Below are 26,473 nucleotides of genomic sequence, written 5' to 3'. Positions count from 1 at the left end.
GGACTGAATTTTGGCTCAAAATAAACTAAAAGCCCCAGCCTTCTCCTAAACCAATAGATAGCTGAGGGGTCCTTATCAATAGGCAAGCTAGTAAGCTTACAATAACTCGTGATGAATGAGCTTTTCAATTTTTGTTTTCAAGGCATAGCGGTCAGCATCGTCCTTAACAATGGTCTCAATCGCTTTTTCTAGCTCAAGAGAAAAACGAGAGCTGTCACTCAAGCGCCCCTGCTTTGAAAAACGGATCAATCTAATAATATCATCATCGCTCAAAATAGGATTAACAATCAGTATGGGAACAAGGGCCTCCAATGCGTCTGTTGTTGATACCACGATGTCAACAGACATCAGATCAAAGACACTCTGGTATTGCTCTGTTGTAAAGACAGCCTCGATTTGACAATTGGGCAAATAACGCTGACACTGCTTCAGCAGCAGCTTTTGAATCCCAATGCCATCATCTGAAACGATCACAAGCTTGGTCTTGTCCCAGTCAGCATGACTATGGCGCAGCTCTCCTCCTAGATGAATCGTTAGATAAGCCACGTCATCATCTGTTAGACTAATCTGCCAAGCCTGCTCTAAGATCACAGCACAGGATTGGGCCATAGCAAAAAGCTCCTCGTATTTTTCCTTAATATGGTCTGTTAAAGGATTGATCAAAAAAATCCCATAGGCCTTTCGATAAACAAGGGCCTTGCAATGTCTGGTCAGCTGTCTAAGCAAGTCCTTTTTGTGGGTAAAATGCAGCTGATAGCGCAGCTCCAGCTGGGCAATAAAATCACCAATGGTAGCTCGCATCTGCTCATAATCCTGACTTTCAACATGGTGATCCTGATCCTTTCTAAAGGATAGCATCAGCATGGCTACCATGCCTACCTCAATGTCATCTAAATGCAGCTTGAAATTGTGGTAAAGCTCACTAGCCAATGCCTTAGCAATCTGGTATTCCTTGCGCTTCCAAATCAGGTTAAAATCCCTTTTAAGCGCTGTTTTAGTTTCCGAATGCAATTGCATGTTGCGATAGCTAAGCAGGATAAAAGGAAGAATTTGCAGCATAAACTGACTATCCTGAATATTAATTGTTTTGCCTAGGCTAGCCTGAGACAAAAAGAGGTATTCGTGAAAATAATCCAAAACCTCCTTTGAAAAATAAGCTGACAAGCCTTGTGTCTCAGAAAGCTTATGATCAAAAAGCTCAATAAAGCTGCTATTGCCTCCCTGATAAACACCTGCCAGTACCTTGTAAAGGTACTGAATCAAAGCCATAGGGTGACAGTCAAAGTAATAGCCTTTGGCCTTGGTGGCATGCAGCTGAATCTTATTGTTGCAGCTAGACAATTCCTCTCTCAATTCAGCAAGGTCATTTAAGATGGTATTTCTGGAAACATCATTAATCATCATGAGCTTATCCAGCGTCACCCGCTCTGTTGCCACTGCAATATAAATCGCTGATAAGCTCCTGCGCTCATCACCCTTCATGACATAGTGATAATCTGTCACTTCATTGAGGAGCTGTTGGCAGGCAGCCTTTTGCTCACTATTTAGCAAGATGCCAACCCGAGGATAAGAGACAATTTGAGCAACATGGCTGGGCAGTGCTTCGTTAATTTTATCAAGATGATAGTAAATTTTACGACGCGACTGACCCAAGGCAGCTGAAATCGCCATGACTGTCTCAGCCTCCTTCAATCGAATCAGATATGACAGCAGATCATAGCTTTTTTTATCCAAAATAATCACGTTCATACCTCCCTTCTATGAAACATCACGACCACACAGCTTTATCAGTTTACCATTTTACCTATCTGTAGGAAAGAATACTAGGTCAAAGTCAGTCTCTAAATAGTAAAAAACGAACGATCATTAGTTTTCTGAAGATAAAATTCCTAATTAGTTCGCTTTTTTCTTTTATAATTGTAATAGTTGAATTAATTATTAAACTTTTCTAAAACAAGAGGCTTTTTATCCCAGATTGCAACAGTGACTAACACCTTGACCTTAAGCCTAGCTAAGCAGCTAGACTAAATCACTAGCTGCTGGCTTAATGCAGGCTACCTTTTTGGCCATAATAAGCATTTGGACCATGTTTTCTAAGGTAATGCTTGTCCATAATATAGGCTGGAGCTGGCTCCACACGAGGATTGATTTGTTCTGTCAGGCGGTTCATCTTGGCCACCTCTTCAAGCACTACTGAATGATAAACCGCTAATTCAGGCGTCTTGCCCCAAGTAAAAGGACCATGATTGCGAACAACAATGCCAGGCACTGCCATGGGGTCAAGACCACGAGCAGCAAATTCTTCTAAAATGACTGTACCAGTTTCCTTTTCATATGCCCCGTTAACCTCATCGGCAGTTAGAGAGCGAGCACAAGGAATCGGACCATAAAAGTAATCCGCATGCGTTGTCCCATAAAATGGAATATCTCGCCCAGCCTGTGCCCAACCGACTGCCTCAGTTGAGTGTGTGTGCACAATACCGCCAACCTCTGGCCATGCCTTGTATAATTGCACATGAGTTGGCAAATCAGAAGAAGGGTTCAGCTCTCCCTCAACAATAGTGCCATCTAAGTCTGTAACGACCATATTTTCCGGTGTTAATTGGTCATAGTCAACGCCGCTTGGCTTGATGACGATACGTCCCAGCTCACGACAGACCTCTGAGACATTGCCCCAGGTAAATTTCACCAGCCCATGCAGCGGTAGGGCCTTGTTGGCTGCACAGACACGTTCACGCATTTCTTGTAGCCTTTTTGCCATTAGCTTAACCCCGCTTTCTCAATCAGTGGATAAAGGAAATCCTGTGCCTCCTTGATGGCAGCTCTTGTCTCCTCTACAGTTTCACAGTTTTCTGACCACATTTCAATCAAAAATGGACCATGATAATGCGTTTTCTTGAGCACATCAAACATTTCTTCCCAATCAACACAGCCTTGACCAAATGGCACATCACGAAATTGCCCTTTAGATGTTTCTGTCACAGCATAGGTGTCCTTTAGATGCAAGGCAGCAATAGACCGATGCCCATTGTAAAATTCACTCCAGAGGTCATTATGCCAAGCAGAGACATTGCCCGTATCTGGATAGACAAAGAGATAAGGGGAGTCAATTTCTTTTTCCACAGCCAGGTATTTCTCAATTGAGTTGATAAAAGGATCGTCCATGATTTCAATAGCCAAAATGACCTGTGCTTCCTCTGCCCAAGTGCAGGCCTGTCTGAGATTTTTGATAAAGCGTGCACGCGTTTCAGGTGATTTTTCTTCATAATAAACGTCGTAGCCAGCCAATTGAATGGTACGCACACCAAGATCCTGTGCTAGCACAATGCATTTTTTCATTAGCTCTAATGATGTCGCTTCTGTTTCTGGATTGCTAGAGCCAAGTGGATAACGACGATGACCAGAGAAGCAAATGCTTGGGATACGAACCCCTGTTTCATAAATAGCCTTGACAATGTCTAGTCGCTCCTGTTTACTCCAATCCAAGCGCGCTAGGCGAGCATCTGATTCATCGACAGACATTTCTACAAAATCAAAGCCTAATGCCTTTGCAAATTGCAAGCGTTCCAGCCAAGTAAAATGCTTTGGCGTTGCTTTTTCATATATACCAATAGGACGCGCCATATTGTTACCCCCAAATGCGTCGAATCTCGTCTTTAAAGGCACGTGCCGCTGCTGCAGGATCCTCTGCTTCAGTGATACCACGACCTGCAATAAAGGTAAAGACATCAACCCCTTCAAAGAGCTTGAGGGTATTGATATCTAAGCCACCCGTCACCGACACACGAAAGCCCATGTCAATGAGGGCTTTGACCTTGTTCAGATCTTTTTCACCCCATACTTCACCAGCGAGTAGGGCGTCACGTGATTGATGGTAAATCGCCTGTGAAATGCCTGCATCTAGCCACAATTGTGCCTGTTCATAGGTCCAATCACCATACAGCTCAACCTGAATCTCGCCACGTTCCCCACGCTCTTCTTTGATGGCTTTCAGTGCGGCTGCCATGGTTGGAATAGTGGCACAGCAAATACAAGTCATCCAGTCCGCACCACGCTTAGCATTATTCTTAGCAACAGTACCGCCAGCGTCTGCACACTTGGTGTCTGCTACGATGATCTTCTCTGGAAATAAGCTACGCAGCACCTCAATCAATTCGCTGCCTACTTGAAGCAGGCAAACTGTCCCTGCTTCGATTACATCAACCTCGTGACCAACTGCAACAGCAGCCCTGACCGCCCCCTGCAAATCAGAATGATCTAAGGCAACCTGTAATTTTGGAATATGTGTCATGATTTTCTACCAAGAGCCCGTAGCACCGCCTTCAATGCTTAATAGCGAGCTCCTATCCTTTCTGTTGTGTTTGATTCGTTTAGTGATGATGGCTTGTCTAAGAATCCAAATCCAAGCCCTCTAAATAAGGACTATTTTTGGACTCGTCCACCAAAGCCAAAACCTCTGCTGGAGTGTGACAGGCAACTAAGCGCGAAATAGCGTCTTCCAGTTCAAAAAGGGCGACAATCTGTGGAATAGCAACTGTTGTATGAATAGAAGGATCAGTTGCCGCCAAGGTTAGCAATACCGAAACCTCTTTGCCATCTGAAAAGGTCACCGGCTTGGTCAGTGTGATAAGCGCAAAGGCATTTCGCTTGACCCCTACACCAGCCTCTGCGTGTGGCATGGCCATTCCCGGCATAAGGACATAATAGGGCCCGTACTTTTCTGTTGATGCGATAATAGCGTCATAATACTCAGAGGTCACCGCCCCGCTGTCAATCAAAGGCTGAACAGCTAGCTTAACCGCTTCCTGCCAGCTAGCTGCTGACAAGCCCAAGCGAATAGAGTTGTTTTCGATAAATGCTTTTTTTAAATTCATATAACTATCCTTTCTAAATCAAATTCTTTGGCTAGACACTTTTTGCCTCACTCCTATCTAGCTGATAAAGAGAAAGAGCTGGAACCTCTCTTCACAACTCTCACTCCATCTATCCTTACTGAAAGTTGATTGCTACAGCTTAGCTTACAGCCAAGTGGCTGCTCTTAGGCTCACTATCATTTGCCATGAGCAGCACTGATGTCATCAGGGCCGCTCTAAAGCACCGCCTGTAGCTTGGTTTTGATTTCATTGTCGTCCATAAGATTATCTAGTCCAACCAAATGACCCTTTGTACGCCCATCTAATTCATGAATCAGGTGATTAGAAGCAACCACAATATCATAGCCTGAGGCAAGTCCCTTTGCCTCACCCACTGAGCAAGAAGCAGACTGAATATCAGTCACCCCAAGCTGACGAAGTGCGTTTTCAACCTTCATTTTAATAACCATTGATGATCCCATGCCATTGCCGCATGCTGTAAGAACCTTAACCATTTTATTTTCCTCCGAATATATATGATTTGATATGAATAAAGACCTGTAGAAGTCTGTCAACAAACTCCTACCAGCCTTTCCTAAAAGACGAATAAGCAGCTATTGTCACCTAGCTTATTGTGCTTCACCGCGGTAGTAAGCCTCTTTATCCTTAGCCCTAGCAAATTGTAGCTGTGGAATAGCAAGTAAGAAGGCACATACCACCACATAGCCTGCAATACCAAGGAACTTGAAGAGGTAACCAAATGGAAGCCAAGGAAGCACCAGGTCAATATTGCCATGATAACCACCTGTCAAGCCCAACAGACCAACTGCCACAGCACCTAAGGCAACCTGAAGAATACCGGAAATAAAGGATAGAGCAAGTGCTGCCTTCCAGCCGCCACGCTTATCTGCATAGACAGCAATCGCAGCATTATCAAAGAAGACCGGAACAAATCCTGTGATGATCAAGATTGGATTTTTAAAGATCACAAGAAGTGCAATAGTGATTAGCTGACCGATAAGGCCAAAGGTAAATCCTGACAAAACAGCGTTTGAAGAGCCAAAGCCATATGACGCTGCAACGTCCACCGCAGGAAATGAACCCGGAAGGAGCTTACTTGAAATCCCTTGGAAGGCATTGGTCAACTCTGACACAAACATACGCACACCCTGCATCAGGATAAAGAGATAAACTGAGAAGGTTAAGGAGGTTTGCAAAATATACATAAAGAAGGCCTGCTTAGTTGGATTAAAGGCACCAGCACCTATAAGTTCTGCATTAGACATCATGTCTGGGCCAAGCACAGCCAAGATAGCACCAAAGAAAACCAGCATTAGAGTGGCAGAAGCAACCACCGTATCATGAAAAATCGTTAAAAAGCTTGGTAGCTTGAGATTGTCAAGGTTCTCTTCTTTTTTACCAAAGAAAGGCGCCACCTTGTCAACAAACCAGATCGCAAACTGCTGCTGGTGCCCAATGGCAAAGCCTCCACCACCTGTCAAGCGCTGAGTCGCCTCAACTGTCATATTGGAGCTGACAGCCCAGTAAAGGCCACAGATAATACCGACCGCCCAAGCACCAAAAGCATTTTGAAGCTGAGGGATTAAAAGAAGAACAAACACAGAGATGGTTGCCGCCTGCTGCACCATGATATGACCTGTAATAAAGAGCGTACGAACCTTTGTCACCTTACGAAGCGCCACTAGCAAAATATTGACCCCAAAGCCAATCAAAAGAGCTGTGGTGGCAACACTGATGAATCCCATCTCCTCTAGCTTGGTATTTGCTGCTGCAAGTCCAAAGTAAGGGTCAATAACTGCAGCCTTTAATTCAAATTTCTTACCCAATGCCACTAGGATTGGACGAAACGTGTTAACCAAGCCTCCAGAACCGACATTCAAAATCAGGTAACCAACCGTTGCCTTAACAAAGCCAGCAAATACCTCATGCAGGGGCTTTTTAAGCAGCAAATAGCCAATTAAAACCAAAAGACCTACAAAGAAAGCCGGATTTTGCAAAATATTTTGCGAAAACCAGTTTAGGGGAGCTAGGAGCATTTCCATAAGAACTACCTCTTTTCACAGTTAATAAATATGATATTTTCTATACAATAATTGTAAAAGATGTAAGCGTTTTAAAAAAGACCAAGAAACACACAGTAATGTGTTCAAAATTAGACCTGATAAAAAATACTTAAATAAATACGAAAAAGACAAGTTCAACAACTGAACTTGCCTTAGTTTACTGTTTAATACTTTTATGATCCACTATCAAAATATCAGATTAGCATAGTAAAAATACCACATAAAATATATGCGGTAAAAATATTCTATAAAGTAATTGTAAAAGTTACCAGATTAATAAATACGATACCAATATTGTCTTCTTGCTAAACTTGGTTTAGCAACACATTCTTCCAATTCTTGTAACTTCTCCATTTTTTGTCTACCTGAAAAATAAATATCGTGCTTTAAACCCTCTAAATCACTTAACCGATTTTTCATAGCTCTTTTATGTACTCGATATAAATCTGATATTTTTTCTATTTCTTGCTTCAGATTTTGCAAACCTAGATCAAATTTTTCCTCATCACTCAATCCTTGTTTAGCCCATTTTGCTTCCTGTTCAATTTCGTTTAAAGGGGAAGCATCTGTCAAAGACATAATTCTACGTTCAAAATCTTGTACTGTCTTTTCAGATAAACCAAATGTTTTGATTTTTTCTATAAGTTCTTGCTTACTTCTCTCTAGTGATTTTTCGGTTTCTGTTCGATACGAATAAGGATTATACTCCACTCCACGATAATAACTAAAAGCCCTTACTTCCCCTGTACCTGCAACTGCTCCTGCGAGTACAAGTGCTGCTGCACTGGCTAAAACCAATTTTTTCATGTTGAAAAATCCTCCATACATAATAAATATTTTAGGAGTTTATTCTATCATTGTCCTTATGATTGTTTAATATCAGTTTTAATAGCGTGTTACAAAACAAGAATAACCACTCATGTAAACGAGTGGTTATCAGCTTTTTATAGTATTGGGCTCAAAACTTATAAAGAAGGGTCTTTATTTCACCACAATATTAACGAGCTTATTAGGAACAGCGATAACCTTTATCACTTCCTTGCCTACAATTTCAGCCTGTATTTTATCATGTGCTAGGGCTACTTTTTCTAGCTCCTCTCTTGAGAGGTCTTTTGCCACAACAAGCTTAGCCTTAACCTTTCCTTTAATTTGAACAACGATTTCGACATCATTTTCAACGAGCTTGCTGTCGTCATGGGTTGGCCATGCAACATACGAGATGGATTGGCCTGAAGCTGTTAGGATCTGCCATAATTCTTCACCCAAGTGTGGGGCAAATGGGGCAAGCAACTGAACAAAGCCTTTTGCGTATGCCACATAAAGCTTGTCCTCTTTATTGGCTGCATTGACAAAAATCATGAGCTGGGCGATAGCAGTGTTGAATTTCATGCCTTCGATTTGTTCTGTGACCGCCTTAACAGTCTCATGGTAAGTCTTGTCTAAAGCCCCGCTATTTTCTGCAACAATCTCCTTTGTCGTGATCAAACGGTAAACACGATCTAGGAACTTGCGTGCTCCCTCCAGGCCTTCTTCAGACCAAGCGATTGAGGCATCAAGTGGTCCCATGAACATTTCGTACATACGCAGAGTATCTGCACCGTACTGCTCCACTACGTCATCTGGGTTAACAACGTTTTTCAGCGACTTAGACATCTTAGCAGGGGCCTGCTCAAGCTCCTCGCCTGTTTCCATATGAAAGAAGCTGCCGTCACGTTTGTCAACCTTATCAGTAGCTACAAGGGCACCACGATGGTCGCGATAGCTGGTTCCTAAAATCATGCCTTGGTTAAAGAGCTTTTGGAATGGCTCCTTGGTTGGCACTACACCCAAATCATAGAGCACCTTGTGCCAGAAACGCGCATAGAGCAAGTGAAGCACAGCATGCTCTGCACCTCCAATGTAGATATCTACTGGCAACCACTGCTTTAACAGGTCCTTATCAGCTAGTTGCTTATCATTATGTGGATCAATATAGCGAAGGTAATACCAGCTTGAGCCAGCCCACTGTGGCATGGTGTTGGTCTCACGACGCCCTTTGACCCCATCCTCGCGAGTCACCTCAAGCCAGTCAGTCAAGTTAGCTAGTGGTGATTCTCCTGTACCAGATGGGCGAATATCCTTGGTCACTGGCAAAACAAGCGGTAGGTCCTGCTCAGGAACTGCTGTCGAGGTACCGTCCTCCCAATGAATGATTGGGATTGGCTCACCCCAGTAGCGCTGACGACTGAACAGCCAGTCACGTAGGCGATAAGAGACCTTTTCGTGACCAACACCAGTCTCCTCCAGCCACGCCACCATTTTAGCAATGGCACAAGCCTTATCAAGACCATCTAGGAAGCCAGAATTAATGTGAATACCGTCCTCTGTGTAGGCAGCCTCATCAACATTGCCCCCTTCAAGCACTGGAATAATCTCAAGATTGAATTGCTTTGCAAATGCCCAGTCACGCTCATCATGCGCTGGCACTGCCATGATAGCACCTGTACCGTAGCTTGCAAGCACATAATCCGCAATCCAGATAGGCATTTCTTTGCCATTGACCGGGTTGATCGCATAGGCTCCTGTCCAGACACCTGTTTTTTCCTTGGCAAGATCGGTACGAGCAAGGTCAGATTTGAGGCTCGCTTGGCGTTTGTACTCAGCAACAGCCTGCGCTTGCTCTGCTGTGGTAATGCTATCTACTAAGGCGTGTTCTGGTGCCAAAACAGCATAGGTTGCACCAAACAAGGTATCTGGGCGTGTTGTAAAGACGGTGAAGTCTTTATCGGTATCTTTGACCTTGAAGGTTACATTAGCCCCTGTTGATTTACCAATCCAGTTGCGCTGCATATCCTTGATCGACTCTGGCCAATCCACTTCCTCCAGATCTGCTAGCAAGCGCTCTGCGTAGGCTGTGATTTTGAGCATCCATTGGCGCATGGGCTTACGAACAACTGGATAGCCCCCACGCTCTGATGTGCCATCAGGTAGAACCTCCTCATTCGCAATAGCTGTTCCCAGCTCTTCAACCCAGTTAACTGGCACTTCAGCTTCATAAGCCAAGCCTTTTTCATACAATTTTGTGAAGATCCACTGTGTCCACTTGTAGTAATTAGGATCAGTTGTATTGATCTCACGATCCCAGTCATACGAGAAGCCAAGGGCATTGATCTGACGTTTGAAGTTCGCAATGTTTTCTGCTGTAAACTCAGCAGGGTCATTCCCAGTATCCATCGCGTATTGCTCAGCAGGCAGACCAAAGGCATCCCAGCCCATTGGGTGGAGAACATTATAGCCCTGTGCACGCTTGAAGCGGCTTAAAATATCAGTCGCAGTGTAGCCTTCAGGGTGCCCCACGTGTAGACCCGCACCAGAAGGATAAGGAAACATATCTAAAGCGTAAAATTTAGGCTTTGAGGCGTCTGTCCCCGTTTTAAAGGTATGATTATCAGCCCAAAAGGCCTGCCACTTAGGCTCAATGGCTTTGTGATTGTAAAATGTCATGTGAATTCTCCCATGTAAAAAGTCTAGTCTTCTTATTATAGCACGATATCAGGCTTTTAGGAATGGGCAAGCCATATTGCTGCCACGACGTCGGCATCACAAAAATGCATGTAACCATTTTCTAGCTACATGCATTTTTTAATCTATGTTCAGCGGTTTTGCATTGCAATATCACCAGTTTCTCGATTTCTATTTGACTATTTCCTAACATATTGCCAAAAAAACTATACTGATGATGAAAACTCGCTACGAGAAAGCATCACTGTCTTCATGCGTTTGTCACGACATTGCTAAAGCCCTTTAGACTAGATAGCGCGTCTCTGCGACGCATAAGCTCAAGCCTTACGAGCAAACTCATAAAACAGCCAAATACCCACTATTACCTCACTTGGTTTCAGATCTGATCTAGCTCTGGTTTTAAGCTCTCAAAGAGGTATTGAGCTTGACCAAGGAGTGCTTGCTAAGCTACTAAAAAGCCCCTTATCCTTTCTATTAGATAAGAGGCTCAATAGAGCTTATAGGAATGCCAATGTCCATTAGTAAAATGCTATAAACCAATAGTTAAAGGGGAGAGAATTGAGAATAGCTTAATCTTTTTGACGTTTTGGCATGACTGTCACTAGACCTGCACCTGTCATAATCGCAACTGCAGCAGCAGTGAAAAATGGATTTGCTGCATCTTCACCTGTTGATGGCAACTGACCTGCTGGTTTTGCGGCTGGTCTACTTGCTTTTTGCTTTGCGACCGAGTTCGATGCCTGAGGAGTCTTAGCGCGAGGCTGTGACAGATCCTTAAACTTATCAGCAAGCTCCTGCTTCAAGCGCTTAATCTCAGCTTGAAGGTCAGCATTATTATGGTCCTTTTGCTCAAGTAGGCTTTGAAGCTCCTTGACCTTAGCCTCAAGCTCAGCCTTGTCTGCCTTAACCATATCAAGCTCAGCTGTTTTTTCAGCTAATTGCGCTTCAAGGTCAGCCACTCTATTATTAGCTGCTACTATCTCTTGCTCAAGATTTGATACTCTTGCATTAGCTTCAGCAAGTGCCTGATCTGCCGCAGCTTTTTCCTCCGAAAGCTTGTCAACGTCAGCCTTAACGTCTACTAGCTCCTCTTGAAGTGTTGTGATGTTAGCATTAGCAGCCTCAAGGTCAGCATCTGCTTTAGCCTTGTCCTGTGTTAATTGCTCAATCTCAGCAAGCTTCTCTGTGAGCTCACGCTTAGCAGATTCAGTCAATCGACCCAGACTATCAACAGCCTGCCCTAAACGCTCTACTTCTGCTTGAGCTGCTGAAAGTTTGTTGGCAAGGTCGGCAGATTCACTGAGAGCCATATCACGATCTGATTCTGCTTGAGAAAGCTTATTGACCAACTCTTCTGAAATTTTAATAGATCTTTCTAAATCACTTTGTAACTTGCTTTTTTCTTCTCTGAGATTTTCTTCATTTTGAACGTGAGTCTCTATACCATCTATAAGAGCGTGTAGAAATACATCGGGATCTTCATTATCACCAATTGCATGTTTAATCATCTTAAGTGATGAGTCCTCTTTCGCTAACATATCAAGGAGTTCACGCATTTCGTCCGCCGATAATCGAGAAAATTCTTCTGCTAGGTCGTCCAAAACTGGAGACTCTCTAACTTCCCCACTAACTTTAGCATTAACTATAGTAGTCATTAATTTAATAATCAGTGGGTTTGAAGTTCTAGCTTTCACTCCTCCTGTGGTTGTGATAGCACCTGCCAGCATTGCGGCCATAACTGCCTTACGTAGGGCTGATTTACGACTCTTCATGTTGTTTGTTTCTCCTTTTTATTTTCCTATTTCCCAGGCCAAAGCACCTACTCCCTAAGGGAGTTACACGTTAACCTATAACTACATTCTACCTAATTTTATAGGATTAACAAAGCTCACTAATTTTACACAATGATAAGTTGTGCCTATTTTAATGAAATATACCGATATCTATCAATAGCCGATGTTTCCAAGCTTGTTGGTTGTTTTTGTTTCAAAGATACTACCCATTCGTTTTCTTAGATAATGGTTAAGCTTGGCGACTATAACGGTTGGCACAAATCGACTAAAGAAAAAGATATCAGCATGCTCACAACCCCTAATGACCGTATCAGTGATAATGACGTCATAGTCATGCTGTAGACACAAGGCTTCTATAGTTAATTTATCAAAAATGGTAATCTCAAAAAATTCACCAATGTATTTTTTCAAAAAGCTTCCCGTACTGCCATGACTTCTTTCTATAATCAAGAGCTTTGGTTTTTTCATCAATTCACACATGGTTAAAAAGAAATTCTCCCAAGCTATCAGCAAGGAATAAACCAAATTGTTGAGCAGATTAGTGGCAAGCACCATATCCCCGTCCTTAAATAGCCTCTTCACATAATCGGTAAACCTAAAATAAACATAGGTATAATGCTTCTTAAAGAAGGCCAAGTAATCCTTTTTATAATCGTAAATCAGAAAGCTTTCATTAATATCCTCCACTCCTAAAATAACAGTGGCATGAAGATATCTGGCAACCTCATATTTATTTGGCAATACAATACCTGTAGCTCCCTCCATTTCACTAAGCAAGTCTATCCAGCTCAGCAAGGACTGAGGGCCCGGAACTTCCTCCTTAACCTTATCTACCTGCAAGGACTTTCCTAATACCAAATCATCATCTAAATAATTAGAAAACATTTCTGACAAGACAAGATCATCAAGCGGTACTGAAAATTTAAGCACAAACAAATGCGATAGCTTTTTCATCTCCTGAGAATCCTGTAACAACTCCAGCGAAAGACTACCCAGTGCTTTATGCTTACCAATTTTAAAGCCTTTGAGGTAGCGAATAAGATTAACCGCACTTAATAGCTTGAGGTGACGAAAAATCGCAAAATCAATCTTAACCTCTGTCAAAGATGCCATTAATTGAACAAATTGCTCATGGTGATTTTCGTTGAGCAGGGAAGCAAAAGGCCATTCAGAAAAAGTATATGCTTCTGAAAAATACTTGATATAAAACAATCTAATATTGTATTCATCTCCAACCACACGAATAGGCTTAGCCGAAATGATAATATCAAAATGCTCTTTTAAATAAAGATTGGTTTTACGAATCAAACGCTTTAAGGTTGATAAGCTAATAAAAAGTGCCTCTGCAAGATCATCTAATGACGCAAAATCATCAAAAAACAAGGCTGACATCAACTGAAGAGAAGGAGACTCTAGCAAGGCTCTCCGATAAACCTCCTTTAAGCCACTTTGATGATTGTAATGAATATGAAATTGAGAATCCTTGTAGAACAGCTTGCCTAAATCTTCCATAAAAACAGAATTCGTGATGCACGATTGCAGCGTTAAAACTGAACAATCCAACAGCTGACAAGCATCTTTATAATATAATGGATTTTTCGTTTCACTTAATAAGGTAATCAACTCAAGCTCTCGCCACTGCTGCTTGGTAAAGAGATTATCTATAGACATGGTATTTAGCTCCTAAATATACTTTTCCTGATTAAAAACTTACCGCAACACAACACTATTTCATTAACTCTTAATGTCGGTTGTAGAATAGAGTTGCATTATAGCATACTATTAGCCAGAAATACCTTAGAATTGTTCGCAAATTAACCGATTACAAATAGACAAAAGCCTTTAAAACACAACAGTCAGCTCATTTTTTTATTACATTATAAATTGTAGACTTTTTTATTTTCTCTTATTTTTTAGCTCTGCCATTACTATCATCTGTATCTTCAATAAAAAAAGTGTTTAATATTTGCTAATTTTAAAAACAATAATCTAAATTATTACAAATCTCAAAAGGTCTAGTTTTTATCTTAGTCACAAAAAATGGTTGTAGCCTTAGGGGCTTTTTAGCAAACGTAAGCTGGTTTGTCTTACTACTAAGCCATTAAAGGCTTAAAAATCAGCCAGCCAATCCGAACTGACTGCCCAAGAACTAAGCTTGAAGAGTATTTAGGCCTTAAACCATACACACCTATGTAAGACCATATGGTCACTATATAAATACCCCTATTCATCTCAATAGTCCGACAAACAGGGCTCTATCTATAGGATCAGGATCAAGAATGCTACAACTCAAAAAGGAGAGAAGCCCTTTGCTTCTCTCCAAGAATAATCTTATTTTTTTTAAACGCTAGAATTGATTAGGAGTTTATAGTTAAGGAAAGCACTCGAATGGTCGGTTGCCAACCACCATCTATCAAGCAAACCAAGACTATATTACCTATCCTTTTTTTCTTTAAGTATTAGCATACCAGCGCTGGCGATAATGCTAAGAGCGGCAAGACTAAAGAAGGGATTGCTTGTCTCTCCTGTTGCCGGCAGAGCTGCTGCTTTTTGAGGCCTTGAAACCATTTTTGTGGCAGTACTTGGTGCCTGAGGTGCTGGGATTTGCTCTGGAACTTTTGGTGCAGGCATGTCCGGTTTAGACTCCTGTCCTTGCTCGCCTTGAGGACTATCTGGGCCTTGAGGACCTACTTCTCCTTGGTCGCCCTTTGGACCTTGAGGACCCATTTCGCCTTGGTCTCCCTTTGGACCTTGAGGACCCATTTCGCCTTGATCTCCCTTTGGACCTTGAGGACCCATTTCGCCTTGGTCTCCCTTTGGACCTTGAGGACCGACTTCACCTTGGTCTCCTTTTGGACCTTGAGGACCCATTTCGCCTTGATCTCCCTTTGGACCTTGAGGACCTACTTCACCTTGGTCTCCCTTTGGACCTTGAGGACCGACTTCACCACGCTCGCCATCACGACCATTAGCACCTGGCACTCCTTGTGGACCTTGTTCTCCTCGGGGGCCAACGGAACCTGTCTCGCCTCGTTCACCTCTTTCTCCTTTATCACCTCTAGGACCTTGTGGGCCGATTGGACCGGCAGGACCGACAGGACCAGCAGGACCGACAGGACCTTGTGGGCCAGGGAGACCTGGCACCCCCCTTATACCATTTTGTCCTGCAGGACCTTGTGGGCCGATTGGACCGGCAGGACCGGCAGGACCGACAGGACCAGCAGGACCGACAGGACCTTGTGGGCCAGGAAGCTCAAGCTCTTTATTTAGTAATTCAAAATACTTTATAAAGTATTGTTCCAACTTATCTAAATAATCCTTAATAGAAGGTGTCGTATAGTCATTGTTATAATACCAGCTAGAAGCCATAACAGTGTCTTTAACTTTAGGAAATTTAGCTACTGTCTGTTTTAATTCTTGTAAATTACGTTTTTGCGCCTGAACACTTGTTCCTGAACCAATGGCTGCGGCCATAAGGACAATTGCGGCTGATGTTAACCCATATCGGCGAGCATATTTATTAAAGTGCTTCCTTGCCATTTTCTCTCCTCTATAACCCTTTTATATTACTTTATGTGACAATTCTATTACTTTTAGACATTGTCAAACCAAAGACAACTACTAACACTGAGTAACGACCTTCGGTTTTTTATCGTTCGTAAGCATTTATCAGCTAAATTCTCACGTGACTATTATATTAATTTTATAAATGAGATAAAATGGTAATGTTTTTTTTTTTTGTATATTCCAATCTTTTTTTGAGCGTATTTTTGTCTATACCAATCAATAACTGCACGATATCATTTAACTTTTGATCTGTTGCGATTGCTGGATTAAAAATAAGCTAGGGCGATCGGTTAGAGACTTAAAAGCGAAGGGACAATAACTCTTTTTAGGGCCTGGTTAATTTGAGTCTTGGCTGTAGAAGACCAACAAAAAAGGCCTAACATCGGTATTTTAGAGAGCCGATGCCAGCCTTTTATTTTTTATGGTATGAATAATAGCTTTAGAAGCCTATCAGGACGATAGCTCTGCGATTTGGTAAAGCTCGACCTCTGCTAAGGTTTCTGAGCCAAACATATTAAGCATGAGCTTGACCTTGTTGTTTTCAATTTCTACGACACGACCCTCTTGCCCGATAAAGGCGCCATCAATGATTTGAACCACATCACCTTCTTTGATATTCGTATCAAAGACATCAACAGTTTGCCCCATTGACAACAGGATTGCGCGAATCTCCTCTTCAAGCAGAGGGGTTGGTTTTGAGCGATTACCATGCGATCCGACAAAGCCTGTCACGTTTGGTGTGTTACGAACAACAAACCAAGCGTCGTCAGTCATAACCATCTCAACCAAAACATATCCTGGGAAGCGGTTTTCTTCAACCTCTTTGACCTGACCATTTTTTTCAACATTTACTGTTTGGGTAGGAATCTCAACGCGAAGAATATTGTCTAGCATGTTATAGGTCTGAGCACGCTGCAAAAGGTTTTCTTTTACTTTATTTTCATAGCCTGAGTAAGTTTGAAGGACAAACCAGCCCTTATCAAAAGAATCTAACATGTTACTTCCTTTCATTATAAAAAAGCCTCTGTTGGCCTTTGCATTGCTGTTATCACACTTTCATTATAATAGAAGAAGGATTGGCTGTCAACGCATTAATAGCCTCTCATAGCAGGGTAAGAGCACTTTGTTGGCTGCCAACGAACCTTTCTGGTCAATGCCTTTAGTCATAACAGCGGATCAGCTGAGCTGCCCAGCCTTTCTACTTGCTATAGCCCTTGACTATCGGTAGCTATCACCCCTTTACGCACCCGCATAGTAGGTGGTCTATTGGTCTTATATCTATCAGAGTACAACCTGCCCATCGCACTCAAAAAGGCCGAAACGATTGTTCCAGCCTAGGCTTTTCCAAGCAATTTTAATCATAACAGGTCTCATCATTGCAATGACTTAGAATAAATTAATCAATGATAAAATGCCTTTTGATAGCAACTGGTCAAAGATAAAGATGATTACCGTAAAGAATGCTGTATACTCAAAGACAGAAATAAAGTCCTTCCAGCGCTGCTTACGATCCGGCCAAGTTGTATCCCTTAAAAGCTTAAAAATCCCACTAATGAATCCCATCAGGCTCTCCTCTAACGTGTTTCTTTGTGTAAGGTGTATGCTTTACAATATTTGCAAAACTTATTGACTTCTAGTCGTGTTGGTCTAGGCGTGCTACTAATCCCGATAGAATAATTGCGGCTGCCACATTCTACACACGCTAGGCTTGCTTTTTTCTGTGCCATAACGCCTCCGTAGTGATTATTCTAACACGATTTAGATATTTTCGCAAGCTATCTAAAGTAGTCAACAATACTCTTCCAGATACTTTGCGCCTTTTCTCTGAGACCAGATTGATCAACTGCCTCTGAAATAGACTTTGAAGCTTCCTCGGCTGACTTTTTAAGACTATCAATGATGGATTGAGAATCAATACCTGCTTGCGTATTGGTCTCATTAATCCCATAAACCGCTGAAATACCGTTTTGAGCGTAAGCGTTATCGACCTTAAATTGGCTTCCTTTGGTATATGGCAATATATAGGAGGCTTGGGTGCTAAAAATTGCTGAGGCAGTGCCCGCACTTGAATCTGATAAATAATGATGCTCATCAGTTTGATTGAAGCCAACCCATTGACTGATAACAACGTCTGGCGTGTAGCCAATGACCCACTGATCACCGGAAAGGTCCGGGTTAAAGTCAGTTTCTGTGGTCCCTGTTTTACCAGCCAGAGTATAGCCATAGACATTGGCATTAACAGCTGTACCATTAGAAAAGGTTCCAAGCATCATGCTAGTCATCTTATCAGCCACTGATTGGCTGATAACCCGCTTGGTTTTATCTGTAAAGGTCTTGATAACCTTGCCCTTAGCATTTTCAATTCTGGTAATCAGGTGGGCAATATGCTTGACACCGCCATTGGCAAATACTGCATAGGCCTGTGCCATCTCAAGCGGATTGGTGGTGACACCACTACCAAGAGCCACTCCAAGCTCCCTTTTGGTATCACTCATCTTCAAACCAAATTTTTCACCATAGCTAAAGGCCTTATCTACCCCCAACTGATCCAGAATTGAAACAGCAGGAATATTGTAGGAGTTAGCCAAAGCCTGATACATAGGAATTGTTTCTGATTCGTAATTGCCATAATTATGCGGCTGATAACCGCCAAAATCCTGAACGCTGTTTGGCAGTTCGTGCTCCAGTGACCAGCCTGCTGCAACAGCAGGAGTATAAACAACTAGGGGCTTGATCGTTGAAGCAGGGCTACGCTTGGCTTGAGTAGCATAGTTAAAGCTTCTAAAGGGCTGGTTTTCTGTGCTATTGACACGACCAACAAGCCCCCTGACAGCTCCGGTTTTAGGATCTAGAGCCACACTAGCTGCCTCAGCTGAGCTACCATCAAACTCCGACACAGGAAATAGACTATCCTCATTAAAGGTGGTCTGCATGCCTGCTTGGTAATTTTGGTCCAACTCTGTGTAAATCTTGTAGCCATCATTGACAATATCCTTTTCTGAGATGCCATAGCGCGAGATAGCCTCATTGATAACAGCATCAAAATAAGATGGGTACTGATAATCATCTGTTTTGCCGACATAGGTGTCTGCTAAACGATTCCCCATACCAATAGCTTGAGCCTCTTGTGCCTGCTGCTTGCTGATTTTCCCAGCGTCAACCATAGCTGACAAAACGGTATCTCTACGATTAGTTGCATTTTCGATTGAGTAATAGGGATTGTAAATTTCAGGTCCCTTGAGCATACCGGCAAGGGTTGCTGCCTCGTCCAAGGTTAGATTAGCTGCTGAGGTACCAAAATATTTTTGGCTGGCGTCCTCAACACCCCAAATACCATTACCAAAGTAGGAATTATTGAGGTACATGGTCAGAATGTCATTTTTACTGTATTTTTTGGTGAGCTCAAGTGCGAGGAAGAATTCACGCGCCTTTCTTTTAATGCTCTGCTCCTGAGACAAATAAGCATTTTTAGCCAACTGCTGAGTAATGGTCGAGCCTCCACCAAAGCGGCCTGCGGTCACAATAGCCAATAAAAAGCGCTTGAAATTAATACCATTGTTGGTATAAAAGGTACGGTCCTCTGTGGCAATAACCGCCTTTTCCAAATCATCTGAAATAGCGTCAAGCTCCACATAGGTCCCCTTTTGACCAGAAAGACTGCCTGCATATTCTCCCTTGCGGTCATAGATGACTGTCGTCGCCTTAAGAGCGTCCTGCAAGTCAGAAACCTTGGCTGTCTTTGAAAGGTAAAAAAGGTAAGACCCCAGCAGCAAGACAAAGGTACCCATCAAAATCAGCAGGATTTTACCAACATGGTAACGACGAAGAAAACGGCGAATAGGACCTTGCTGCGATGGCAAAATCGCCTCTAGCCTTTGAAGCCAGACCGGCTGTTTTTTCCTTTTAGCCCCATAAGACTTGCTGCGTTGAAAGACTGATTGCCCCTCTGCCTGCCCTGCTTGTGCCTCCTGATCAACCAAAGCAGCAACAGCAGCCTCTTTGTCAGCCATATGCTGCGCCGCCCTTTCCTTTAAGGCCTGTTTTTCTTGGTATTTTTTTGGAAAAAATTTCTTTTGTAATAATTCTAAAAATGTCATAGTCTTATGATACTACTAAGCCTCCAAGTCATATTGTTTAGGATACGGAAATATGCTTTGAATAAGCAACCCCATCTACCTGAAATAGCAAGCCGTCTGGACCACCCTGATGAGCAAAAGCTGTTTGAAGAGATTTACGAGCCGGGTATTTGCCATTAAATCGCTCCTTGATGATTTTTTCCATAACTGGCACATTCCAAATGTCTCTAAACAAGCAATCCATTTGAACAACGGCCTCTAGCGTCAGGCCTACCAGCCCCAAACGACGCTCCATTTCATCAAAGGCACCGTTAATTTGAGCCTCAATATCTTGACCGACATTTCCTACACAATAATTTAAAAAATAAAAATCGCCTGCCTCTACTAAGCCAGTATGTGCCCACTCTTCATTGACATCATAGCGTCTAATACTTTTCATTTTATTTTCTCCTGCTACATAAACGTTTTACCCTATTATAACAATTTCTTTCAAAATCCTATACCAAAAACCATGACATCTCAAAAAGCCCTGAAAGAATCAAGTAAGCTTTCCAGGGTTTTCTATGACATTAGCTGTTATTAAGCATAGCTGTATCTTGATACCGAATAATCCATTCCCCTATAAGGTAAATAGTCAGTCCTTGAACGTTGAAGTCTACCAGAGCCATAAGCTGAATAGATTGCTCTAGGATAAGCAGCATAGTCACTATCTGAGATCGCATAGGCAGCATTCCACAAATGTGTTTTGCTCATAAAATCATTGCCTCGCAGGGTGTAGGTATGATTGTGATTGGTGCTGTCAATAGTATCATTCCAAGTCAGGTCAATATGATAATACTGGCCATCAACCTTGACGATATTCCAAGCATGTAGACTTGATAAGCCGCCAACTGGGTCTCCATAGCCTTGGATATAATGAACATCAAGTCCAGCTAGTCGTCCCATGTCCTTAAACATCTGCGCATAGGCCTGACAAACAGCCTCCCTGTCCTTGATAAAGGCATATGGCGTCTGCACAGAAATGCCAGTACGGGTCACTCCTCCAACCTTGCCGGTCGCATAGTGGTAGTTTGTCATGATATAGTCTTGAATCTTATCAATTTTCTCAACCTCTGTATCGGTAGACTGGATATGCTGAGCTGTCCAAGCCTTGAGATGGTCGTAATACTCCTTGTACTGATCATCAGTCATATAATATTGAGGCATTAGAGTGATGGTTAAGTATTCATTGTCATAGGTTTGCATTTGCCATCTAAAGCCAGATGATACCCCACGCGCATTTGGAGTGACAAGAAGCTTTTCTTTGACAAATGCTGTAATGGCCCCTGACAAATCTATATCACCCTGACGACTGATGTTGGAACGCTGCAGCGTAAAGACAATTTCCTTTGCCCGCAAGCGGTGTGCTTCGTCAGATTGTGCTTGCAAGGCTTCTAGATCATGAACAGCTGTTAAGTCTGCTCGATAAGGCTGCGATGGCAAAGCATTGTCTGTTGTAGCAGAAGCATAATCTCCTTCGTTTCGCAATTCATTCCACAAGGCAACATCAGCTCTAGGGGCTGATCGCCAATGTGTCTGTGAACCACGAGGTTGACTGGTAGCCTGTCTCTTAGGCATGCTTTCTATATCTGTCAGCCGTCTAGCAAGCTCGGCCTGTCGGTCACCCAAGGTCTGCAGATCTGATGTCATTTTACCTTGATGGTCCTTAAGAAGCTCCTGTAAAGCCTGATTCAGCTCCTTGATATAGCCATTGACCAGTGTTAGATTGGTATTGAGATCTGAGTAATTGCTATCACTTTCCCACCAGGTGTCAATGAGCCTAGCTCGCTCTGTATCAAGTCTAGTCAAGGCATCCAGTCTATCTTTGTACTGGCTGACAAAATCAGCCATAGAAAGCTGCTGCAGCAAGGTCTGATAGCTTTGAAGATTGCCCTCTAGCTCAACAATCCGATAATCACCGCCTACAACAGGATTGGTTTTCCTGAGCTGCTCAAAGCGTGATTGGAGATCAGACCAGCCAGACTGGTACTGCTGTAGTCGTTGACTGCTAAGAGCCACCTGATCATCATATGAAGCCTTCAACTCCAAGTAAGTCCTAACAAGCTGCTGACGCTCAGCCTCAAGCTGATAATAGGTCTCTCTGTAATAGCGATAGCGTGTCAGACGACCCCAATTATCAATACCATTGTCAGCAGTATCCCTCATGTGGTCATAGTAGTGATGATAAGCAGAATAATAGGGTGTATCGTTATATGTCCTACCTTGGTTGTAAGTGTTGACATCAGCCTGTGCTGCCATACTGGTCAAGCCGGCCAAGATCAATAGAGCAAGCAGACAGGATTTTATCAATGGCTTGTTCAATAGTATTCTCCTAAATGATTCATAATCCCAATGTTATCGTGTCCTTAAATAATATATTTATCAGACTATTCTTAGTATAATAAAAGACAGACAATTTCACAATAGCTAATCTTATCTTTTCTCAAAAGAATCACGCTGTTAGCGCAGCACAAATCATCGAGCAAATGATTAGCTTTGACGAAAAACATGTTATAATAGCATTGTTACAAACGTTTAGAAAGGTAGGACATGATCATGAACAAATTTCAAGCTTTTAAAGAAACCCTGTCAGCAGAGAGCCTCAAGGCTGTCTATGATGAGACACGCTTAGAGGTTGCCAGTGACGAGCGCGAGGGAACCGAAGCTTTCTCTGTAGCTCTTGCAACCCAAATGGCCATCAATTTGATTGAAAAATACCATGACTGGCTCAATGACAACAGCAAATAAGCCTGAGATGGGCTTTCAGGTCTCCCTCACTAACCCTCATAAAGCAACAACTGTCAAGGAGTTATTGGAAGATAAGCTATTAATTCCCCGTAAAATCAGACATTTCTTGCGCATCAAAAAGCATGTTTGGGTCAATGATGAGCTGATTAACTGGCAGAGCCCTGTCAAGCAGGGTGATCACATCAAGCTACGCTTTGACCAAGAGGACTACCCTGAGAAAAGCATTCTAATGGGCAAGCCTGCCCTAGTGGATTGCCTATATCAGGACGAACACCTCATCATTGTCAACAAGCCCGAAGGCATGAAAACACATGGCAATGAGCCTACTGAGCTAGCCTTGCTCAACCATGTCTCTGCCTATACTGGCAAGACCTGCTATGTGGTCCATCGCTTAGACATGGAGACTAGCGGAGCGATTCTCTTTGCCAAAAATCCCTTTATCCTTCCGATTTTAAATCGCCTATTGGAGCGTCGAGACATTAAGCGAGACTATTGGGCCCTAATCGAAGGTCAGCTGGCGCAGCAAACAGTAACCTATCGCGATCCAATCGGACGTCACCGCCACGATAGGCGCAAGCGTGTGGTTGATGCTAAGCATGGGCAAAAGGCAATCACCCATCTAACCTTATTACAATCCTTTGATCAGACCTGCCTGGTCAACTGTCGCCTAGAGACAGGACGAACACATCAAATCAGAGTACATCTCGCACATCATAGACACCCCCTAATTGGTGATCCCCTCTATAGCAGTCAAAAAGCTGACCGTCTCATGCTGCACGCTCATCAGCTAACCCTTACACACCCCTTGACCCAAGAGATGATTAGGGTTACTGCCCCGTCTAAAAGCTTTGAAGAAGGACTACAGCAGCTAAATTGATTATATCGGTTGCTCCTCATACAGTCAGCCCTATACTAAAAAGCCTCTCTTCTTAACCACAAAGGGTTAAAAAGAGAAGCTTTTTTCTTATGCTGATTCCCCTAGCTAGAAGTGCTAAACCGGTTTGTAGGGTAAAGCGCTTATTGCTTTTTCATGTCAGGACCAAACATTGGCTTACTGTAATCAAACGCCGCATTGCTTGCTGTCTGCCAAACCACTATCGTAGCGACATCTCCGCTCCATTTGACACCAAAAGCGTATTTGACATTGACACCACCCAGTCCACCTCCTGGAACAAGGGCTACTATATCAGTATCTGGAGCTACGGTATAGAGGAATAAGCCATCTCCTTTTTCCTCCACCTTGGTAATTTTAGCAGACCTAGTAGTCTGTGAGCCATTCCCATTTTTATTTCCAATGGTTGTTGTGATACTGCCGTCCTTAGCCAATATCATTGTAAAGGTCATGTCCGAGCGATGTCCTATCCAGGTTCCCACTAGCCCCTCTGGGAAAATAGACGGCTTAACCTGATTTTTTTCACTGGCAACTGTAATATTTTTAGGACCAGACTGACTAACAAGGTAGCTATCCCCAGATTTTTTCAGGGTCAGCTTACCAGTCAGGTCTTGACGAACATTCCCTGAGGTGCCTTTTTCAGGATCAGTTTCCTTATCGTAAACAAAATCATAAACAGCTGTAAAGTCTACTAGATAAGACTGCTTACCAATTTGAGTCAACTTGCTTAACAAAATAGACGGAATGCTTAAACGAGAAGCCTTTCTGGGATCAGTTTGAAATTTTGCCTTGATGGAATCCTTCAAGCCTTTGTAAAAAGCATTATTAGCCCCCTGCTCAAAAACGGTTGAAAGGCTCGCTGGATCCTGTCCTTGATTGAGATAAGTAAGCAATTGATCAAAGGCTGCCACCAACACCTGTCCTGCCTGTTCCTCAGTCAAGAGATGCTCAATGTTAATCTCTAGCTGGGAGCCCTCAGCAACAGGAGCAAGGGCATGCTTGCTGGAGGTTAGCTCGCCATCAGGAAAGGTCTTTTTAATATAGGCCTTTGCGGTTTCTGTCACAGGATAGTCTTCCAGCTGAAGCTGCCCATCCTTCAAAGTTTCCACGCGCTCACCATCAACATAAAGCTCGCCGTCTCTGACATTACTGGTTACCGTAAATGTCTTAAAGGTAACCCTCAAATCCAGTGTATTGTTCTTGCCATCATAGGTCTTGCTAACCTTAATCTTACGATCCTTATAATAGCCATTGATACTCGCCTTATAATCAGCAGCCGGAAGCCTTTCAATCGTTGCGCTAAAATCCTCTGACTGTGATACAGCAAGCTTTTTATGGTTCAACAAGATATCAACATTTGGCACATTGGTCTTGATAGTCAGGGCCACAGGCTTCACTGCTATGCGATAATCAGGGAAAATCAAAAATTTGCGACCAACCGATTTGACATACATATCATCAGCTGCAGTTGCTGTTTGCAGCTGATGACGCTTACTTACTAGCTCTGCCTTACTATATCTCTTAAAGCTGGTGTATCTTGCTTGATCATTGGTCAGCTGCTCATTGGTATCAGCCCATACGAGGTATTCCTTGATATTTTCAAGCACCTGCCCAGAGCCTGATGACCTTGCTTGTAGATAGGCATTGATACGACTGGCCTTAGAATAGTGAAAAGCTCCATACCCAATGAGCACAGCAAACAAGCTCACAAAACCAATTGCTAAGCTTTTGGCCTGTTTTTTTTGAAAAAATCTTGTCATCCTTATCTCCTACCCTTCCTTACCTTTTCTATTATATCAAAAAATGAGAATTATTTGTGTAAACACTAACACATTAAAAATGAGCAAACATAAAGCAGCTCAAAGCCTAAAAGGCTAAGATGACCACCACTAATACTACCTAAATTGATCATCAAGAGCTGTTTCTCATGAAACAGCAGCATAACCTAGAGCCAAGAGACCCCTGCTGATCATCTTCATCAATCCCGATAAGCTATTTGACATACAGCTAGATTTGCTATCAAAGCGCAACAAAAACGATGCCATAACAGCAATCAATCCCGACTGCCCTGACATCGTTTTTAGGAAGGAGGTTATGAAAAAATTAGTTATCATTAGGTAACCAATTATTTAGGATTACAGTTAGTATACACACACTTGCTTAAAGAAAGCTTAATTCAAGGAGGATTGATCATCAAATATCTTGTAAGGTGTTTTTTTATGGTATGACAACACATATCATAATATCTTGTATCTCAGCTACGGAAATAGATAGCATTAACGCAGATAAACTTTGATAGAAACGAAAAAACGCTAAGAGCGTCACAAACAGCCTCCTAGTTACTCTGAAAATTAGAGAAGCTAAAAGGCTTTAAAGGTCACAATGTGAAAGGTATTACACATCTATCCCAACAGATGAAGTCAGCTCTACATTAGATTTTACTCTATTATTGGCCACCACAATAAGCAGATAAAGAAGAAAAAGAACCACTGAAAAAATCAATTTAGCTTTCTCTCCCGTCTGGATTGTAGCCCTCAGCATATCATCAGAATAAAGCCTTGCCAAGGGACTTAACGAAAAGAAGCTATAAATCGCATGAACCAAGGTTAACACCAGGTAAAGCAAATAACTATAGACAGCCTTCAAATCCTTTTTTATCAGATAGTATAAGGCTAGTAACAGCATTAGACTCATCATCATAACGAATAGCTTATTGATTCCGTTCGTTGTGAAGGCATGCTGCCTTTCCAACACTAGTCTAGACTCAGATAAAAGGGCATCAATCTCTATATTCCCAGTTGAATGACCTGATGAAGCCTTTAGCTTTGCAAAAAAAGTGTTATAAATTTTAATCAATGTTGCTAGAATTGACGTTCCTAAAAGTACTGATAAATATAAGATTTTTTTCATTACTTTTCCT

At 42.5% G+C, this 26,473-nt stretch carries 22 protein-coding genes; 2 read left to right on the top strand and 20 right to left on the bottom strand.

Features of this window, described 5'->3' with window-relative positions; genetic code table 11:
* Positions 1-96: 96 nt before the first annotated feature.
* The 18 genes from I2432_RS01050 to I2432_RS00965 form a co-directional block, all read right to left on the bottom strand.
* Entirely contained in the window at positions 97-1,743 is a 1,647-nt protein-coding gene (locus tag I2432_RS01050; RefSeq protein ID WP_206159069.1) for a BglG family transcription antiterminator, read from the bottom strand.
* A 301-nt stretch (positions 1,744-2,044) separates the two neighbouring features.
* Positions 2,045-2,761 carry an L-ribulose-5-phosphate 4-epimerase gene (locus I2432_RS01045; RefSeq protein WP_115250249.1) on the bottom strand — a complete coding sequence of 239 codons (717 nt, stop codon included), beginning with the start codon at positions 2,759-2,761 and terminating at the stop codon, positions 2,045-2,047.
* Positions 2,761-3,624 (bottom strand): L-ribulose-5-phosphate 3-epimerase, encoded by an 864-nt coding sequence (locus tag I2432_RS01040; protein ID WP_115250248.1) that lies wholly within the window; start codon positions 3,622-3,624, stop codon positions 2,761-2,763. The genes I2432_RS01045 and I2432_RS01040 overlap by 1 nt, the downstream gene beginning before the upstream one ends.
* 4 nt (positions 3,625-3,628) lie before the next feature.
* A complete protein-coding gene (locus I2432_RS01035) occupies positions 3,629-4,291 on the bottom strand; it encodes a 3-keto-L-gulonate-6-phosphate decarboxylase UlaD (RefSeq protein WP_115250247.1) in 663 nt (220 codons plus the stop codon).
* Between the two features lie 97 nt (positions 4,292-4,388).
* Positions 4,389-4,874, bottom strand: a complete 486-nt coding sequence (locus I2432_RS01030) for a PTS sugar transporter subunit IIA (RefSeq protein ID WP_037580553.1) — start codon at positions 4,872-4,874, stop codon at positions 4,389-4,391.
* A 215-nt stretch (positions 4,875-5,089) separates the two neighbouring features.
* Positions 5,090-5,368 (bottom strand): PTS sugar transporter subunit IIB, encoded by a 279-nt coding sequence (locus I2432_RS01025; protein WP_012514830.1) that lies wholly within the window; start codon positions 5,366-5,368, stop codon positions 5,090-5,092.
* Positions 5,369-5,482: 114 nt separating this feature from the next.
* Positions 5,483-6,916, bottom strand: coding sequence for a PTS sugar transporter subunit IIC (locus I2432_RS01020; RefSeq protein ID WP_115250246.1), 1,434 nt, complete (start codon positions 6,914-6,916; stop codon positions 5,483-5,485).
* Positions 6,917-7,210: 294 nt separating this feature from the next.
* Positions 7,211-7,744 (bottom strand): hypothetical protein, encoded by a 534-nt coding sequence (locus tag I2432_RS01015; RefSeq protein WP_111677677.1) that lies wholly within the window; start codon positions 7,742-7,744, stop codon positions 7,211-7,213.
* Positions 7,745-7,918: 174 nt separating this feature from the next.
* Positions 7,919-10,420 (bottom strand): leucine--tRNA ligase, encoded by a 2,502-nt coding sequence (gene leuS, locus I2432_RS01010; protein WP_115250245.1) that lies wholly within the window; start codon positions 10,418-10,420, stop codon positions 7,919-7,921.
* Positions 10,421-11,007: 587 nt separating this feature from the next.
* Complete coding sequence (locus I2432_RS01005) at positions 11,008-12,210, bottom strand: LPXTG cell wall anchor domain-containing protein (protein ID WP_115250244.1); 1,203 nt, start codon at positions 12,208-12,210, stop codon at positions 11,008-11,010.
* A gap of 174 nt (positions 12,211-12,384) precedes the next feature.
* A complete protein-coding gene (locus tag I2432_RS01000; protein ID WP_115250243.1) occupies positions 12,385-13,902 on the bottom strand; it encodes an AcpB/EbpR/MafR family transcriptional regulator in 1,518 nt (505 codons plus the stop codon).
* Between the two features lie 762 nt (positions 13,903-14,664).
* On the bottom strand, positions 14,665-15,771 hold the full coding sequence (locus I2432_RS10390; RefSeq protein WP_206158919.1) for an LPXTG cell wall anchor domain-containing protein: 1,107 nt from the start codon (positions 15,769-15,771) through the stop codon (positions 14,665-14,667).
* Positions 15,772-16,248: 477 nt separating this feature from the next.
* Positions 16,249-16,794 (bottom strand): transcription termination/antitermination protein NusG, encoded by a 546-nt coding sequence (nusG, locus tag I2432_RS00990; protein ID WP_012514821.1) that lies wholly within the window; start codon positions 16,792-16,794, stop codon positions 16,249-16,251.
* 390 nt (positions 16,795-17,184) lie between these two features.
* Entirely contained in the window at positions 17,185-17,361 is a 177-nt protein-coding gene (gene secE, locus I2432_RS00985; protein ID WP_115250241.1) for a preprotein translocase subunit SecE, read from the bottom strand.
* Between the two features lie 11 nt (positions 17,362-17,372).
* Positions 17,373-17,525 carry a 50S ribosomal protein L33 gene (gene rpmG, locus I2432_RS00980; RefSeq protein ID WP_012677268.1) on the bottom strand — a complete coding sequence of 51 codons (153 nt, stop codon included), beginning with the start codon at positions 17,523-17,525 and terminating at the stop codon, positions 17,373-17,375.
* A gap of 48 nt (positions 17,526-17,573) precedes the next feature.
* A complete protein-coding gene (pbp2a, locus tag I2432_RS00975) occupies positions 17,574-19,895 on the bottom strand; it encodes a penicillin-binding protein PBP2A (RefSeq protein WP_115250240.1) in 2,322 nt (773 codons plus the stop codon).
* 37 nt (positions 19,896-19,932) lie between these two features.
* Entirely contained in the window at positions 19,933-20,313 is a 381-nt protein-coding gene (locus I2432_RS00970; protein ID WP_012514818.1) for a RidA family protein, read from the bottom strand.
* A 140-nt stretch (positions 20,314-20,453) separates the two neighbouring features.
* On the bottom strand, positions 20,454-22,235 hold the full coding sequence (locus I2432_RS00965) for a transglutaminase domain-containing protein (RefSeq protein WP_249093273.1): 1,782 nt from the start codon (positions 22,233-22,235) through the stop codon (positions 20,454-20,456).
* Between the two features lie 234 nt (positions 22,236-22,469).
* Here I2432_RS00965 and I2432_RS00960 point away from each other — a divergent pair, with 234 nt between their 5' ends.
* Positions 22,470-22,661, top strand: coding sequence for a hypothetical protein (locus tag I2432_RS00960; protein WP_012677265.1), 192 nt, complete (start codon positions 22,470-22,472; stop codon positions 22,659-22,661).
* A complete protein-coding gene (locus I2432_RS00955; protein ID WP_206158918.1) occupies positions 22,645-23,538 on the top strand; it encodes an RluA family pseudouridine synthase in 894 nt (297 codons plus the stop codon). Before I2432_RS00960 ends, I2432_RS00955 begins: the two co-directional genes overlap by 17 nt.
* Before the next feature lie 140 nt (positions 23,539-23,678).
* On the opposite strand, the gene I2432_RS00950 is transcribed toward I2432_RS00955, so the two are convergent.
* The gene (locus I2432_RS00950; protein WP_115250239.1) at positions 23,679-25,313 is read right to left on the bottom strand and encodes a zinc ribbon domain-containing protein; all 1,635 of its coding nucleotides are present in this window, start codon (positions 25,311-25,313) and stop codon (positions 23,679-23,681) included.
* Between the two features lie 634 nt (positions 25,314-25,947).
* Positions 25,948-26,463, bottom strand: coding sequence for a DUF8777 family protein (locus tag I2432_RS00945; RefSeq protein WP_043983904.1), 516 nt, complete (start codon positions 26,461-26,463; stop codon positions 25,948-25,950).
* Positions 26,464-26,473 lie beyond the last annotated feature (10 nt).

The sequence above is a fragment of the Streptococcus equi subsp. zooepidemicus genome, from assembly GCF_015689395.1.
GTDB lineage: Bacteria > Bacillota > Bacilli > Lactobacillales > Streptococcaceae > Streptococcus > Streptococcus equi.
Note: the sequence above shows the minus strand (reverse complement) of the source record. Positions and strands in the feature narration are given on the sequence as shown.

Coding starts and splice junctions, on each gene's coding strand:
- leuS (WP_115250245.1), bottom strand. CDS start 10,420: ATGACATTTTACAATCACAAAGCCATTGAGCCTAAGTGGCAGGCCTTT.
- I2432_RS00950 (WP_115250239.1), bottom strand. CDS start 25,313: ATGACAAGATTTTTTCAAAAAAAACAGGCCAAAAGCTTAGCAATTGGT.
- I2432_RS01015 (WP_111677677.1), bottom strand. CDS start 7,744: ATGAAAAAATTGGTTTTAGCCAGTGCAGCAGCACTTGTACTCGCAGGA.
- nusG (WP_012514821.1), bottom strand. CDS start 16,794: ATGTTAGATTCTTTTGATAAGGGCTGGTTTGTCCTTCAAACTTACTCA.
- I2432_RS01005 (WP_115250244.1), bottom strand. CDS start 12,210: ATGAAGAGTCGTAAATCAGCCCTACGTAAGGCAGTTATGGCCGCAATG.
- I2432_RS00955 (WP_206158918.1), top strand. CDS start 22,645: ATGACAACAGCAAATAAGCCTGAGATGGGCTTTCAGGTCTCCCTCACT.
- I2432_RS01025 (WP_012514830.1), bottom strand. CDS start 5,368: ATGGTTAAGGTTCTTACAGCATGCGGCAATGGCATGGGATCATCAATG.
- I2432_RS01030 (WP_037580553.1), bottom strand. CDS start 4,874: ATGAATTTAAAAAAAGCATTTATCGAAAACAACTCTATTCGCTTGGGC.
- I2432_RS01020 (WP_115250246.1), bottom strand. CDS start 6,916: ATGGAAATGCTCCTAGCTCCCCTAAACTGGTTTTCGCAAAATATTTTG.
- I2432_RS01045 (WP_115250249.1), bottom strand. CDS start 2,761: ATGGCAAAAAGGCTACAAGAAATGCGTGAACGTGTCTGTGCAGCCAAC.
- pbp2a (WP_115250240.1), bottom strand. CDS start 19,895: ATGACATTTTTAGAATTATTACAAAAGAAATTTTTTCCAAAAAAATAC.
- I2432_RS01000 (WP_115250243.1), bottom strand. CDS start 13,902: ATGTCTATAGATAATCTCTTTACCAAGCAGCAGTGGCGAGAGCTTGAG.
- rpmG (WP_012677268.1), bottom strand. CDS start 17,525: ATGGCACAGAAAAAAGCAAGCCTAGCGTGTGTAGAATGTGGCAGCCGC.
- I2432_RS10390 (WP_206158919.1), bottom strand. CDS start 15,771: ATGGCAAGGAAGCACTTTAATAAATATGCTCGCCGATATGGGTTAACA.
- I2432_RS00970 (WP_012514818.1), bottom strand. CDS start 20,313: ATGAAAAGTATTAGACGCTATGATGTCAATGAAGAGTGGGCACATACT.
- I2432_RS01040 (WP_115250248.1), bottom strand. CDS start 3,624: ATGGCGCGTCCTATTGGTATATATGAAAAAGCAACGCCAAAGCATTTT.
- I2432_RS00945 (WP_043983904.1), bottom strand. CDS start 26,463: ATGAAAAAAATCTTATATTTATCAGTACTTTTAGGAACGTCAATTCTA.
- secE (WP_115250241.1), bottom strand. CDS start 17,361: ATGGGATTCATTAGTGGGATTTTTAAGCTTTTAAGGGATACAACTTGG.
- I2432_RS00960 (WP_012677265.1), top strand. CDS start 22,470: ATGAACAAATTTCAAGCTTTTAAAGAAACCCTGTCAGCAGAGAGCCTC.
- I2432_RS01035 (WP_115250247.1), bottom strand. CDS start 4,291: ATGACACATATTCCAAAATTACAGGTTGCCTTAGATCATTCTGATTTG.